The sequence below is a fragment of the Streptomyces sp. KL116D genome, from assembly GCF_030766975.1.
GTDB classification, from domain to species: domain Bacteria; phylum Actinomycetota; class Actinomycetes; order Streptomycetales; family Streptomycetaceae; genus Streptomyces; species Streptomyces longispororuber_A.
Genome location: NZ_JASERH010000027.1, coordinates 42,621 through 55,984, shown reverse-complemented (window position 1 = coordinate 55,984; position 13,364 = coordinate 42,621). Strand labels below are relative to the sequence as shown.

The 13,364-nt window shown below is 70.4% G+C and carries 9 protein-coding genes and 2 pseudogenes; 6 read left to right on the top strand and 5 right to left on the bottom strand.

Translation table 11 applies throughout. The features are described 5' to 3' along the window. Positions 1 to 45: 45 nt before the first annotated feature. From RBJ77_RS08950 to RBJ77_RS08930, 5 genes are all read right to left on the bottom strand, one after another. A complete protein-coding gene (locus tag RBJ77_RS08950) occupies positions 46 to 1,062 on the bottom strand; it encodes an ABC transporter permease (RefSeq protein ID WP_372344534.1) in 1,017 nt (338 codons plus the stop codon). A 2-nt stretch (positions 1,063 to 1,064) separates the two neighbouring features. After that, positions 1,065 to 2,027 carry an ABC transporter permease gene (locus RBJ77_RS08945; protein WP_372344433.1) on the bottom strand — a complete coding sequence of 321 codons (963 nt, stop codon included), beginning with the start codon at positions 2,025 to 2,027 and terminating at the stop codon, positions 1,065 to 1,067. Further along, positions 2,020 to 3,546: a sugar ABC transporter ATP-binding protein gene (locus RBJ77_RS08940; RefSeq protein ID WP_372344432.1), complete on the bottom strand. Its 1,527-nt coding sequence runs from the start codon at positions 3,544 to 3,546 to the stop codon at positions 2,020 to 2,022. The genes RBJ77_RS08945 and RBJ77_RS08940 overlap by 8 nt, the downstream gene beginning before the upstream one ends. A gap of 1 nt (position 3,547) precedes the next feature. Beyond that, a complete protein-coding gene (locus RBJ77_RS08935; RefSeq protein ID WP_372344431.1) occupies positions 3,548 to 4,648 on the bottom strand; it encodes an ABC transporter substrate-binding protein in 1,101 nt (366 codons plus the stop codon). A gap of 192 nt (positions 4,649 to 4,840) precedes the next feature. Continuing rightward, positions 4,841 to 5,854, bottom strand: a complete 1,014-nt coding sequence (locus tag RBJ77_RS08930) for a LacI family DNA-binding transcriptional regulator (protein ID WP_372344430.1) — start codon at positions 5,852 to 5,854, stop codon at positions 4,841 to 4,843. A 181-nt stretch (positions 5,855 to 6,035) separates the two neighbouring features. Here RBJ77_RS08930 and RBJ77_RS08925 point away from each other — a divergent pair. The 6 genes and pseudogenes from RBJ77_RS08925 to RBJ77_RS08900 all read left to right on the top strand — a co-directional run. After that, positions 6,036 to 8,679 (top strand): annotated as a pseudogene (locus tag RBJ77_RS08925) (PA14 domain-containing protein); the annotation flags it as partial. Between the two features lie 92 nt (positions 8,680 to 8,771). Continuing rightward, complete coding sequence (locus RBJ77_RS08920; RefSeq protein ID WP_372344538.1) at positions 8,772 to 9,176, top strand: hypothetical protein; 405 nt, start codon at positions 8,772 to 8,774, stop codon at positions 9,174 to 9,176. Positions 9,177 to 9,285: 109 nt separating this feature from the next. Continuing rightward, a complete protein-coding gene (locus tag RBJ77_RS08915; protein ID WP_372344537.1) occupies positions 9,286 to 10,101 on the top strand; it encodes a hypothetical protein in 816 nt (271 codons plus the stop codon). Between the two features lie 836 nt (positions 10,102 to 10,937). After that, positions 10,938 to 11,138: an RICIN domain-containing protein gene (locus tag RBJ77_RS08910; RefSeq protein WP_372344429.1), complete on the top strand. Its 201-nt coding sequence runs from the start codon at positions 10,938 to 10,940 to the stop codon at positions 11,136 to 11,138. A 965-nt stretch (positions 11,139 to 12,103) separates the two neighbouring features. Continuing rightward, a complete protein-coding gene (locus tag RBJ77_RS08905; RefSeq protein WP_372344428.1) occupies positions 12,104 to 12,415 on the top strand; it encodes a glycoside hydrolase domain-containing protein in 312 nt (103 codons plus the stop codon). A gap of 22 nt (positions 12,416 to 12,437) precedes the next feature. Continuing rightward, positions 12,438 to 13,363 (top strand): annotated as a pseudogene (locus RBJ77_RS08900) (glycoside hydrolase domain-containing protein). Position 13,364 lies beyond the last annotated feature (1 nt).

The window sequence follows — 13,364 nt, the reverse complement described above, 5'->3', positions numbered from 1 at the left end:
CTCAGCGCGGCTTCAGGGCGGTTTCAGCCCCCGGAAACCCACAGGTCACAGCACCCTTCGGCGCCGCCCCAGCCACGTCTGCGCGATGACGACCACGGCGAGGAACGCCCCGCTGACCACCTGCTGGTACGCGGAGTCCAGCGAGCCGATCTGGTTGATCACGTTCTGGATCACCTTCAGCAGCAGCACGCCCACCAGCGATCCGCTGATGAACCCGAAGCCACCCGTCAGGAGCGTGCCGCCGATGACGACCGCCGAGATCGCCTCCAGCTCCATGCCGGAGCCGAGGATCGTCACCCCGGACACCAGCCACGCCGCGTTCAGCGCACCGGCCAGCCCGGCGCACAGGCCGGACACCGTGTAGACGCCGATCTTCGTGCGGGCCACCGGCGCGCCCATCAGGGCCGCCGCGTCCTCGTTGCCGCCGACCGCGTACACGTACTGCCCGAAGCGGGTGCGGCGCAGCACCACCGCGCCGAGCACGAACAGCGCGAGCGTGATCCACACCGGGACGCCGACGCCGAGCAGCTTGTCCTGGCCGAGCGTCGCGAAGAACGTGGACTTGTCGACGAGATACGTCTTCGAGCCCTCGTCGGTGACCGAGAGCAGGATGCCGCGGGCGCCGAGCATCGCCGCCAGCGTCACGATGAACGGAGCGAGGCGCGACCGCGCGATCAGCAGCCCGTTGACCAGGCCGATCAGTCCGCACACCGCGAGCGGCAGGAGCAGCGCCACCACCGTCCCGTACTGCGAGCCCCAGGCGGCGAGCACCCCGCCGAGCGCGAACAGCGAACCCACCGACAGGTCGATGCCGCCCGTCACGATCACGAACGTCATGCCGAGCGCGACGACCGCGAGGAACGCGGACGACAGCGCCATGTTCTCCAGGTTGTCGCCGGTCAGAAAGGTGTCGAAGGAGAGCGACGCGACGATCACCGCGATCACCAGCGTGACCAGCGCGCCGTGCTGCTGGGCCAGTGCGCTCAGGCGTTCCGCGCGGGTCGCGCCGAGCGGTTCGTCGTGCCGCGGACCGGCCGGCGGTGCGGTCTCCACATCGGTCATCGTCATCGCTTCCCCCGTTCCCTGGCCGCGTAGACGGCGAGCACGATCACCACGGCCTGGGCGATCTGCGTCCACGACGGCGGCAGGTCGTGCTTGATGAGCGTGGCCGTGAGCAGCTGGATGAGGACGGCGCCCGCGACCGTGCCGCCGATCCGCACCCGGCCACCGGTCAGCGGGGTGCCGCCGACCACGACCGCGGTGATCGCGGACAGTTCCATCAGATTGCCGAGCGAGGTCGGATCGCTCGCGGTCAGCCGCGCGGTGGCCAGCACCCCCGCCACGGCGGCCAGCGCGCCGGACAGCACGTACACGAGGACGAGGACCCGGCGCACCGGAAGTCCCGCCAACTGCGCCGCCGGGCGGCTGTCGCCGATCGCGAGGAGCTGACGGCCGAACGTGGTGCGCCGCACGACGAACGCGACGAGCAGCGCCAGGGCCGCCGCGATCAGCACCAGGTACGGGACGCCGAGCACGTCACCGGTGCCCAGCGAGCGCAGGCCCGGGTCCCGGACGTCCTTGAGCTGGGGGAGGAGCACGAGCGCGAGCCCGCGGCCGGCCACCATCAGCGCCAGGGTGGCGACGATGGGCTGCACCCCGATGAACGCGACGAGCGCGCCGTTGGCCACCCCGACCAGGACGCCTCCGACGAGCGCGGCGATCAGCGCGATCCACGCGCCGTAGCCGAGGTAGAGGGAGATGAGGGACGTGGCGAGCGCCATCACCGAGCCGACCGACAGGTCGACGCCCTCGCTGCCGATCGCCAGGGCCATGCCGAGCGCCACGATCAGCACGGGCGCGACCTGCACGGCCTGGGTGCGGAAGTTCTCCGCGGACAGGAAGTGCGGGGTGAAGGCGATGTTCACCACGAGCAGGACGGCGACGCCGAGATAGACGCCGTAGTCCTGGAGCAGGCGCAGCAGCCGGTCGCGGTCGACGGCGGCCCTGCCCAGGGTCAGTTCACTCAACGGGCGGCCCTCCAGCGGGAGTTGCGGCGATCGCGCGCATCAGACGGTCCTCGGTGACCGCGTCACCGGTGAGCTCGGCGACCACCGCGCCGTCCTTGAGGACGACGACCCGGTCCGAGCCCTCGATCAGCTCCTCCATGTCGGAGGAGATCAGCAGCACGCCCAGACCGTCGTCCGCCAGCTCGTCGATGAGCTTCTGGACCTCCGCCTTGGCGCCGACGTCGATGCCGCGGGTCGGCTCGTCGAGCAGCAGCACCTTCGGGTTCATCGCGAGCCAGCGCGCGAGCAGCACCTTCTGCTGGTTGCCGCCCGACAGCTCGCCCACCTTCTGGTGAGGGCCCGACGCCTTGATGCGCAGCCGCTTCACGAACGTGTCGACGATCTTGTCGATCCGGCCCTCGTCGACGAGCCCGAACCGGGAAAGGCCCGGCAGCGCCGCCAGCGCGATGTTCTCCCGCACCGACAGACCCGGCACGATCCCCTCCGCCTTCCGGTCCTCGGGCAGCAGACTGATCCCGGCCCGGATCGCGGCGGGCGTGGACCCGGTCCGCACCGGCGCACCGGCCACGACCACCCGGCCGCCGTCGGTGGGCAGCGCCCCCGCGATGGCCTTCGCGGTCTCGCTGCGCCCCGAGCCGAGCAGCCCGCCGAGCCCGACGACCTCCCCGGGACGCACCTCCAGCGACACCCCGTGCAGCTGGTGGCGGACCGTCAACTCCTCGGCCCGCAGCACCGGTTCGGCCGCCGCGTCGTGCTCGCCGGAGAACTTGGTGAGCCCCTCGTCCTGGACGTCGCCGATGTCCCGTCCCAGCATCAGCGACACGAGCCGCAGCCGGTCCAGGTCGGCGAGGTTCCCGGTGTGCACCACCTTGCCGTCGCGCAGCACGGTGACCACGTCGCACACCTCGTACAGCTCGTCCAGGCGGTGACTGACGTAGACGACCGCGATGCCGCGCTCCCGCAGCATCCGGATCACGCCGAACAGGGTCCGCACCTCGCGCGGTTCCAGCGACGACGTCGGCTCGTCCATGATGACGACCTTCGCGTCGACCGAGACCGCGCGGGCCAGCGCCACCATCTGCTGGGCGCCGACGCCGAGTTCGCGCAGCGGACGCTGCACGTCGACGCGCACGCCCAGCTCGCGCAGGGCCGCGTCCGCCTCCCGGTGCATGCGCCGGAAGTCGATCAGGCCCAGCTTCCCGCGCGGCTCGCGGCCCAGGAACAGATTGCGGGCCACGCTCATCAGGGGGACGAGATTGACCTCCTGGTAGATCGTGGAGATGCCCGCGTGCTGCGCCTCGAGTGGTGTGGAGAAGCTGACCCGCTGACCGTCGTAGCTGAGCTCGCCCGCGTCCTGGTCGGGCTGGTACACACCGGTGAGCACCTTGATCAGGGTCGACTTCCCGGCCCCGTTCTCCCCGATGAGGGCGTGCACCTCCCCGGCGCGCGCGGTGAAGTCGACGCCGTCGAGGGCGCGCACGCCGGGGAACGTCTTGCTCAGACTGCTCGCCGAGAGCATCTCAGTACGCCTTGGAGAGGTCCGACTCGGCGTTGTCCTTCGTGTACGCGCTGTCCTTGATAACGATGTCCTGGCCGACCTTGTCGCCCTTGGTGAAGGAGTCCAGGGTCTGGAAGGCGAGCGGGCCGAAGCGCGGGTTGGACTCGATGACGCCGGAGATCCAGCCGTCGACGATGCCCTGCACCGCGTTGCGGGTGCCGTCGACCGTCACGATCTTCACGGCACCGGCCTTCTTGCCCGCGCCCTTCAGGGCGTTGACCGCGCCGAGGCCCATCTCGTCGTTCTCGGCGTAGATCCCGGTGATGTCCGGCTTGGACTGGATGAGCTGCTCGGTGACCTGCTGGCCCTTCTCGCGGGCGAACTCGCCGGTCTGCTTGAAGACGACCTTCAGGTCGGGGGCCTTCTCCTTGATGCGGTCCTCGAAGCCCTTGGTGCGCTCGGTGGTCACGTTGTTGCCGGCCGCGCCGAGCAGGATCGCGACCGTGCCCTTGCCGCCGGTCGCCTCGATCATCTGGTCCGCGGCCCGCTTGCCCTGCTCCACGAAGTCCGAGCCGATGAAGGAGACGTAGTCCTTGCACGCCGTCGCGTTGATCTTGCGGTCGACGGTGACGATCGGGATGTGCTTGGCACCGGCCGCGCGCAGCACCGGCTCCCAGCCGTCGGAGTTGAGCGGCGCGATGACCAGCAGGTCCGCGCCCTTGGAGATCAGGTCCTGGACGTCGCTGATCTGCTTGGAGAACTGCGACTGGGCGTTCGCGGTGAGCAGCTTGACGCCGCGCTTCTTCGCCTCCGCCTTGAGGGAGGCGGTCTCCGCGATGCGGAACGGGTTGGCCTCCTTCTCGGACTGCGAGAAGCCGACGGTGGCGCTCTTCAGGTCGACCTTCTTGCCGCCGAAGGCGGCGACGTCGCAGGTCTTGCCGCCGTCGGGGGAGGCGACCTCCTGTCCGGCGTTCTCGTTCGCCGCGCTCGAACTCCCCTTGTCCGAGGTGTTGTTGTCGTCCTCGGACTTGGCACATCCGGTGGCGAGCGCGAGGCTCGCGACGAGGCCGGCGGCGAGCAGGGCCCGGCTGGCGGTACGGCGGTGTGGCACGGTCTGCGTCATGTGGAGGTCCCCAAAACGGCACGGCCCGGCGCGTGAACGCGCTGACGGGGTGGGTGAGTTCGAGATCGTTCGACCGGTCGATCGGCGGTACAGGGGAGGTTTTTACATCGTTGGAAGGAGGCTGTAAAGAGGGTGCGCAGCGACTCGTCGACGGCGGCCCGGTCGGCCGGGCCGGATTCAGGGGTCCCGCGATCAGCGCCGGCCGAGCGTGCTCTCCCGCTCCAACAGGCGGTATTCCGCCGTCAGTTCACGCCCGGCCCGCTCCTCCGGATGCTCCAGGCGGCGCAGCAGCGACTGCACGGCGAGCCGCGCGATGGCCTGCTTGTCCGGGGAGATCGTGGTCAGCGTCACCGCCCCGAACCGGCCCTCCGCGATGTCGTCGAAACCGACCACCGCCACGTCCCACGGCACCCGCAGGCCCCGCTCGTGCAGCACCCGCATCGCACCGATCGCGACCAGGTCGTTGTACGCGAACACGGCGTCGGGCCGCACCCCGGAGTCCAGCATCCTGGCCATCGCCTCGGCGCCGTCCCCGCGGTCCCAGCCCCCGGTCGCCCCGACCAGCGACTCGGGCGCGGGCAGCCCCGCCGCCGTCAGCTCCGCACGCCAGCCCGCGAGTCGCAGATGGGCCGGCTGGTTCGCCGAGTCGGTGCGTTCGCCCAGGTAGGCGATCTGGGTGCGGCCGCGGCCCAGCAGATGGCGCACCGCGGTACGGGCCGCGGCGACGTTGTCGATCGCGATGTGGTCGAAGGGCAGGTCGTACTCCCGCTCGCCGAGCAGCACCAGCGGCACGTCGTCGTCCCGCCCGCGCAGATCGTCCGCCTCCAGCTCCAGCGGGCTGAGGATCAGGCCGTCGATCACCCGGGCCCGGAAGCCCTGGCTCACCAGGAGCTCCTGCTCGCGCTCGCCCCGCGTGTGGTCGAGCAGCACCGTGACGTCGTGCTCGGCGGCCGCGTCGATCACGGCGCCGGCGAGCTCCGCGAAGTACGGGTTGCCCAGCTCGGGCAGGGCGAGCGCGATGATCCCCGTACGGCCTTTGCGCAGGTGACGGGCCGTCAAGTTCGGCCGGTAGCCCAGCTCGTCGATGGCCTCCTGGACTCGGGCGCGCATCGCGGGGGTGACGTGCTGGTAGTTGTTCACGACATTCGACACGGTCTTGATCGAGACGCCCGCGCGCTCCGCGACATCCTTGAGGCTCACCCGCACGGAATCTCCTTCGGTTCGGTGCCCCCGCGCTTCGGGAGCGCTTGTCATGACCCTGGACAGCACGCCGGGAGGCGTGCTGTCATGCCAACTGCCGTTCCTTCCAACGTTGTACAGACGAGTTGTACCGACTCGAGCGGCGAGCCGCCACCCTTCCTCATCGCGTTCCAGCACAGGAGGATCCGTGCGCACCAACACCCTCGGACGCCATGGCAGACAGCTCGCCCTGCTGCTGACCACGGCACTCGGACTCACCGCACTCACCGTGGCCCCGCAGGCCACGGCGGCGGACGAGCCCGTCGTGCCGCAGGGGCTCAAGGGCGAGTACTACACCCAATCCGCCCCGGGAACCTTCGACTTCGACGAGTTGAAGGCCACCGGATTCGACCCCAAGATCGACTTCGGCAGCCTGGAGTCCCGGCTCCAGTCCGCCACCGGCCGCGCGGACGACGCGAGCGTCCGCTGGACCGGGAAACTCGTGCCGGAGAAGACCGGCTCGACAACGTTTTCCCTCATCGGGGACAACGGTTTCCGGCTCTGGGTCGACGGCAAGCTGGTCATCGACCACTGGGTCGACGACTGGGACAAGGAGCAGACCTCCGCACCCGTCGAACTGACCGCCGACAAGGCCGTCGACATCAAGGTCGAGTACTTCGAGCACTACGGCGGCTCCAACCTCCACCTGCGCTGGACCGAGCCGGGTGAGCAGAAGGAGGCGATCCCGTCGTCGGCGTTCCGGCTGCCCGACGACTGGAAGTACGACGGCGCCATCGGCACCACCGTGCTCGGCGACGGCCGCACCCTGAAGCTCGACTTCGCCCAGAAGCTGGGCACGGTCCCCGGTGACGTGAACGACCACCTGAACGCCGTGATCGGCGGCGCCAAGTGGCCGCTGAAGACGGTCAAGGCCGACCCGGACGACGCGCGGTCCCTGCTCGTCGGCCTGGCCGAACCGGTCGTCGGCAACAAGGACGGCGACGCGCCGGGCCTGGCCGACGTCACGTACGACGGCAAGGGCGGCCTCGCCGGCAGCGACGGCACGGCCGTCGGCTCGTTCTGGTCCAGCGGCCCGAACCACTCCACGCACCAGCTGACCACCAAGTGGGGCGACGACGTCACCGCGGGCAACGCCCACCGCGAGTACCCGCGCCCCCAGCTCACCCGCTCGAACTGGCAGAACCTGAACGGGAGCTGGGAGTTCGCCGCCGCCAAGGACGGCGACCCGGTGCCGGTCGGCAAGAAGCTCGGCGAGAAGATCCTCGTGCCGTACCCGGTCGAGTCCCAGCTCTCCGGGATCGAGCGCCACGAGGACCGCATGTGGTACCGGCGCACCTTCACGGTCCCCGCGAACTGGAAGGTCGGCAAGGGCCAGCGCCTCCAGCTGAACCTCGGCGCCGTCTGACTGGAAGTCCGAGGTCTACAAGTCAACGGCAGCAGGTCGCCGACCACAAGGGCGTGCTACGACAAGCCCAGCGCGGACGTCACCGACGCGCTCAAGCCCGGCCGCACCCAGGAGCTGATCGTCGGCGCTCCACGACCCGACCGACGCGGCGAACGGCGAGAACCCGCCGCTCGCGCAAGCAGCGCCTCGACCCCAGCGGCATCTGGTACACCCCGCCGTCGGGCATCTGGCAGACGGTGTGGATGGAGCCCGTCGCGGCCGACCACGTCACCGACCTGAAGCTGACGCCGGCCATCGAAAAGGGGGACAAGTGGCCACCCGACCGCCGACACCACGGGAGTCCGGACCGGACTCCGGTCACGGCCACCGCGCACGCCGGCGACCGCAAGGTGGCCACCGCCACCGGCACCTCGGGATCGCCGCTCACCCTGAAGATCGCCAAGCCGCGGCTGTGGACCCCGGACGACCCTACTCCTGTACGACCTCAAGGTGAGCGTCGGCACGGACCGCGTCGGCAGCTACTTCGGGATGCGCTCCATCAAGGTCGAGCAGGTGGACGGCACCCCGCGCACCGTGCTTCTAACGGCAAGCCCACTCTTCATGATGCCACTCTCGACCAGGGCTTCTGTGGGCCGGACGGCCTGCACACCGCGCCCAGTGACGAGGCGCGTCAGCGCACGACCTGAAGAAGCATGCACAAGCAGACGCTCTCAACTCCGTCCGCGCTACATACACGCTGTCGAACCCGACCGCTGGTTCTACTGGGCCGACAAGCTGGGCCTGCTCGTCTGGCAGGCATGCCGGCGATGACGGCCGGGTGAACCCGTCCACGGCCGCCCGCGCCGAGTTCGAGCGCGAGATGAAATAGATCATGATCGACCAGCACTACAACCACCCGTCGGTCGTCGGTGGGTCACTACCTCAACGAGGGCTGGGGCCAGTACGAGCCGAGGCGCGCCTCGCCGACCAGTGCCAAGTCGTGGGACCCGACCCGCCTGATCAACTCGATGTCCGGCATCAACCTGGGCCGCGACGGCGAGAACCGGCGACATCCTGGACGAACACGGCTATCCGAGCCCGGCCCTGCCACCGAACCCCGACGGCAAGCGGCCCGGTCGTGCGGGCGAGTACGGCGGACTCGGCCTCGCCGAGCCCGGTCACGCCTGGTCCGCGCAGCAGTCGTACGTGGACGTGACCCCGCGACGTACACGGACGACTACCTCACCAAGCTCGACGAGGTGCACAAGCTGGCCTGCAAGGGCGGCAACGGCGCCGTCTCACGCAGATCTCGACGTGGAGGGTGAGCTTCTGAACGGCTCGCTCACCTACGACCGCAGGGTCGTCAAGCCGGACGTGAAGCGCGTGCACGGCGCCCAGCAGGCGACTGATCCGCGACGCCTCGCAGGCGACCGTGCAGAACTGCTCCTGGTCCGAGACGCGCCGGGGCGGCCCGCTACGCCGGGCCGCGCCCTTCTCGTGGGAGAGCGGCTCGGCGCATGACAGTGACGACGACGCGGCGTGCTGCAGGCCGCGACGGTGGTCTCCTCCGCGGCCACCGCGTTCGGTGGCGCGGCCGGCGCCACGGCCAGGGCGGACGCGGCCGGCGCCGCCGACGCCTTCACCCGCCTCCCGCCGGCAGCATCACCGCCCGCGGCTGGCTCTGCCGGCCAGCTGGGACTCCAGCTCGCCGGACTCTGCGGCCGCTACGAGGAGCGCTCGCACTTCCTCGCCATGGACACCAGCGGCTGGGCCCACCGAACTCGGCGGCTGGGAGGAACTCCCTACTGGCTGCGTTCGTACGCAGCTCGCCGTCGCCACCCGGGACCCGCGGCGCTCGCCACCAGCAAGCGCTGGATCGACGCGATCCTCGCCACCCAGGAGTCCGGCGGCTTCTTCGGCCCGCGGGCCCTGCGCACCTCCTGAACGGCGGCGATTTCTGGCCGTTCCTGCCGCTGCTCATGGCCCTGCGCACGTACGAGAGTACGCGCACGACGAGCGCATCGTCCCGTTCCTGACCCGGTTCCTGCGGTACATGGAGGCGCAGGGCAAGGGCGCCTTCGACTCCAGCTGGGTCTCCGTGCGCTGGGGCGACGGCATCGACACGGCGCGCTGGCTGTACGAGCGCACCGGCGACCCGTTCCTGACGAGCCTCGTGGAGAAGATGCACCACTACGGCGCCGACTGGACCGGCGCCCTGCCCACGCGGCGACAACGTGAACATCGCCCAGGGCTTCCGCGGACCCGCCCAGTACGCGCAGTGGGCGACCGGCGGCGCCGACGGCCTCGTCGGGCCACCTACCGCGCCTACGACCAAGTCCTCGCCGAGTACGGACAGTTCCCGGGCGGCGGCATCGCGGGCGACGAGAACTACCGGCCCGGCTACTGGCGACCCGCGCCAGGGCTTCGAGACCTGCGGCATCGTCGAGTTCGTGGCCAGCGCGAGCTGCTCACCCGATCACCGGCGACCCGGTCTGGGCCGACCGCTGCGAGGACCTCGCCTTCCAGCATGCTCCCGGCGGCCCTCGACCCGCAGGGCAAGGGCATCCACTGCATCACCAGCGCCAACGGCGTCGACCTCGACAACGCCCGCAAGACCGACGGCCAGTTCCAGAACGGCTTCGCCATGCAGTCGTTCCAGCCGGGCGTCGACCAGTACGCTGCTGCCCGCACAACTAGCGGCATGGGCTGGCCCTACTTCACCGAGGAGCTCTGGCTCGCCACCCCCGACGGCGGACTCGCCGCCGCGCTCTACGCGGCCTGCGACGTGCGGGCGAAGGTGGGCGCCGACGGCGTGCCCGTGACCGTGCGCGAGGAGACCGACTACCGTTCGACGAGACGATCACGCTGACCGTGCAGGTCGACCGGCCCGTCGACTTCCCGCTGCGGCTGCGGGTCGCGGCTGGTGCGACCGGCCGCGCCTCGCCGTCAACGGGCAACAGGTGAAGGCGCGGGCCGGGCCCCTCCTTCGTCACCGTCCGGCGCACCTGGCGGGACGGCGACCGGGTCACCCTGCGCCTGCAGCGCACCACGCTGCGCACCTGGACCGGCAACCATCTGGCGGCGTCAGCGTCGACCACGGGCCGCTCACCTACTCGCTGAAGGTCGCCGAGAAGTACGTACGGACCGGCGAGGCGGCGACACCTTCCCCGAGTACGACGTGCACGCCGCCTCGAACTGGAAAGCTACGGCCTGGTGGACGGGAGTTCACCGCACTGCGGCGCAGGTCCGGGCCGCTGCCCGACAACCCGATTCACCCTCGACGGCACCCCGTCACGTCTCGCCGCGAAGGCCCGCCGCATCCCCGGTGGATCGCCGACGACGAGCACGTCGTCGCACCGCTCCAGCCCAGCCCCGCCCGCAGCCGGGCAGCGGTGGAGACCGTGACGCTCGTACCGATGGGCGCGGCCCGGCTGCGCATCACCGCCTTCACGACCGCCCCCGACGGACACTGGACGCGAACCGGCGTACCACCGCATCCAGAACAAGCACAGCGGCAAGGTCCTCGCCGTCGACTCCATGCCCACCAGCGAACGACGCGCGCGCCGTCCAGTTCGACAAGCACGGGGACGGTGACCACGCCTGGCAGCTGCTCGACGCGGGCGCGGACGGCCGTGCGCGCCCGCAACGGCCAGAGCGGCAAGTTCCTGGCGGTGCAGGGTGGTTCGACCGCCGACAGCGCCCGGCGTGCAGTACGAGGACGACGGCCGGCCCGACCTGCTGTGGACGCAAGTCGAGCGGGCCGACGGCTGGTTCCTGCTGCGCAACGAGCACAGCGGCAAGGTGCTCGGCGTCGACGGAGGAAAGTCGCACCGCCAACTTAGTGCCCAAGTGGTGCGGTTCGCCGACAACGGGACGGACGACCACCTGTGGCGCCTGGAGTCTTGACGGGCTGTCGGGACGGACGAAGAATGATCGCGCATCACGCTGACAACGTTGTCGAACGCGCACCATGAGAGGCGCACGATGAAGAGACGTACCCGCCGCACGCTCGGCGTGCTCGCGGCCGCCGCCCTGCTCGGTACGGGACTCGCGCCCGCGGCGCAGGCCGTTTCGGGCGCGGACGGCCGACTGACTCGATCTGGTCAACCCGTTCATCGGCACCGAGAACGAGGGCAACACCTACCCCTGGCGCCGCCGTGCCGCTTCGGCATGGTGCAGCTCTCGCCGGACACCGGGCGCAACACGGCTACGACTACTCCGAGAACCACACACCGCGGCTTCTCCACCGTCCACCTCTCGGGCGTGGGATGCGCTCGGCGGCGACCTGCCGGTGCTGCCCACCACGGGTGACGTCACGAGCACCGACTACGCGTCGTACGTGCGGCCGAGTTCAGCCACGACGACGAGAAGGCGTCGCCCGGCTACTACAAGGTCGGCCTGAAGACCGGGATCGACGCCGAGCTGAGCGCCACGAAGCGACCGGGGTGCAGCGCTACACCTTCCCGGCCACCGACAAGGCCAACGTCCTCATCAACGCCGGGCAGTCGCTCCACAAGAGCCTCGCACACCACGCGTCGAGATCCTCGACAACCGGACCGTGCGCACCGCCATCACCGGCAGCGGCTTCTGCCAGGACACCAAGCCGTACACCGTCTACACGATCACGAGGTTCGACCGCCCCTTCACCACGTCCGGCACCTGAAGGGCGACACGGTCACCGCCGGTCTCGAAGACGTCGGACGCGGACGCCGACCGCAACGGCGCCTACGTCCGCTTCGACACGAGCAAGGACCGCACGGTCGAGGCGACCACGGCGATCTCCTACGTCGACGCCAAGGGCGCGGCCCTCAACCTCCGCACGGAGGGCGGGCGTTCCTTCGACTCCGTGCAGGCGACGCCGCGCAGGCAGCGTGGGAGGGCCGCCTCGACGACGTGAAGGCCCAGGGCGGCAGCTGAGACGCCGCGCGGACCTTCTACCCGTCGCTGTACCGGTCCTTCCTCGCGCCGAACGTCGGCAGCGACGTCGACGGCGCTACACCGGCTGGGACCAGAAGGTCCACCGGGCCAAGGGCTTCACGCACCACCAGAACTGGTCCCTGTGGGACACCTACCGCACCCAGGCCCAGCTCCTCTCGCTGCTCGCGCCGCACGAGTCGCGGGACATGGCGCTGTCCGTGGTCCAGATCGACAAGGACAGCGGCTGGCTGCCCGCGTGGGGCTAGCGGCACGGTCGAGACGAACATCATGACCGGTGACCCCGTCACCCCGTTCCTCACCAACGCCTACCAGCAAGAGGCTGTTGAAGGGCCACGAGGAGGACGCGTACCGCGCGCTGAAGAAGAACGCGGACGGGGTGCCGCCCGCCGACTCGGCCCCGGTCGGACGCGAGGCCAACAAGGAGTACCTGGCCGACGGGTTCGCGCCGTACGTCAGGGCCGCGCGCACGTGAAGCCCGGTGACTCCGACTACGACCACGGCGCCTCGGCCACCCTGGAGTACGCGCTCTCCGACGCCATGCTCGGCCAGATGGCGAAGGAGCTCGGGCACGCGGACGACGCGAAGCGGTACACCGAGCGGGCCCAAAACTACCGGAAGATCTTCGACGCTCGACCGGGTTCTTCCGGGCGCGGGACGCGGCCGGCGCCTTCACCGGGCCCGCCGACCCCGCCGAGAGCGAGGGCTTCCACGAGGGCACGTCCTGGCAGTACCAGTGGCTCGTGCCGCAGGACCTGCCGGGGATGGTCGGCCTGATCGGCGCGCAGGACGCCGCGAACCAGCGGCTCGACTCGTTCTTCGCCTACGACCAGCTGGTCGAGGACCCGGCGAAGACCGCCCGCGAGGTGTGGGTCAACGGCCCGTACGCCTACTACAACGCGGACAAGTACAACCCGCAGAACGAGCCCGACCTCATCGCGCCCTACACGTACCTGTCGACGGGACAGCCGTGGAAGACCACCGACGTGGTGCACGCCGCGCTGACCCTGTTCACCGACGCGCCGACCGGCATGACCGGCAACGACGACCTCGGCACCATGTCCGCGTGGAACGTCCTGTCGTCCATCGGGATCTTCCCGGTGCAGCCCGGCACGGACACCTGGGGCCTGTCGACGCCGGTGTTCGAGCGGGTCGACGTCACGCTCGACCGGCGGTACTACCCGCAGGGAAGCTGAC

Coding starts and splice junctions, on each gene's coding strand:
- RBJ77_RS08915 (WP_372344537.1), top strand. CDS start 9,286: ATGGAGGCGCAGGGCAAGGGCGCCTTCGACTCCAGCTGGGTCTCCGTG.
- RBJ77_RS08940 (WP_372344432.1), bottom strand. CDS start 3,546: ATGCTCTCGGCGAGCAGTCTGAGCAAGACGTTCCCCGGCGTGCGCGCC.
- RBJ77_RS08935 (WP_372344431.1), bottom strand. CDS start 4,648: ATGACGCAGACCGTGCCACACCGCCGTACCGCCAGCCGGGCCCTGCTC.
- RBJ77_RS08950 (WP_372344534.1), bottom strand. CDS start 1,062: ATGACCGATGTGGAGACCGCACCGCCGGCCGGTCCGCGGCACGACGAA.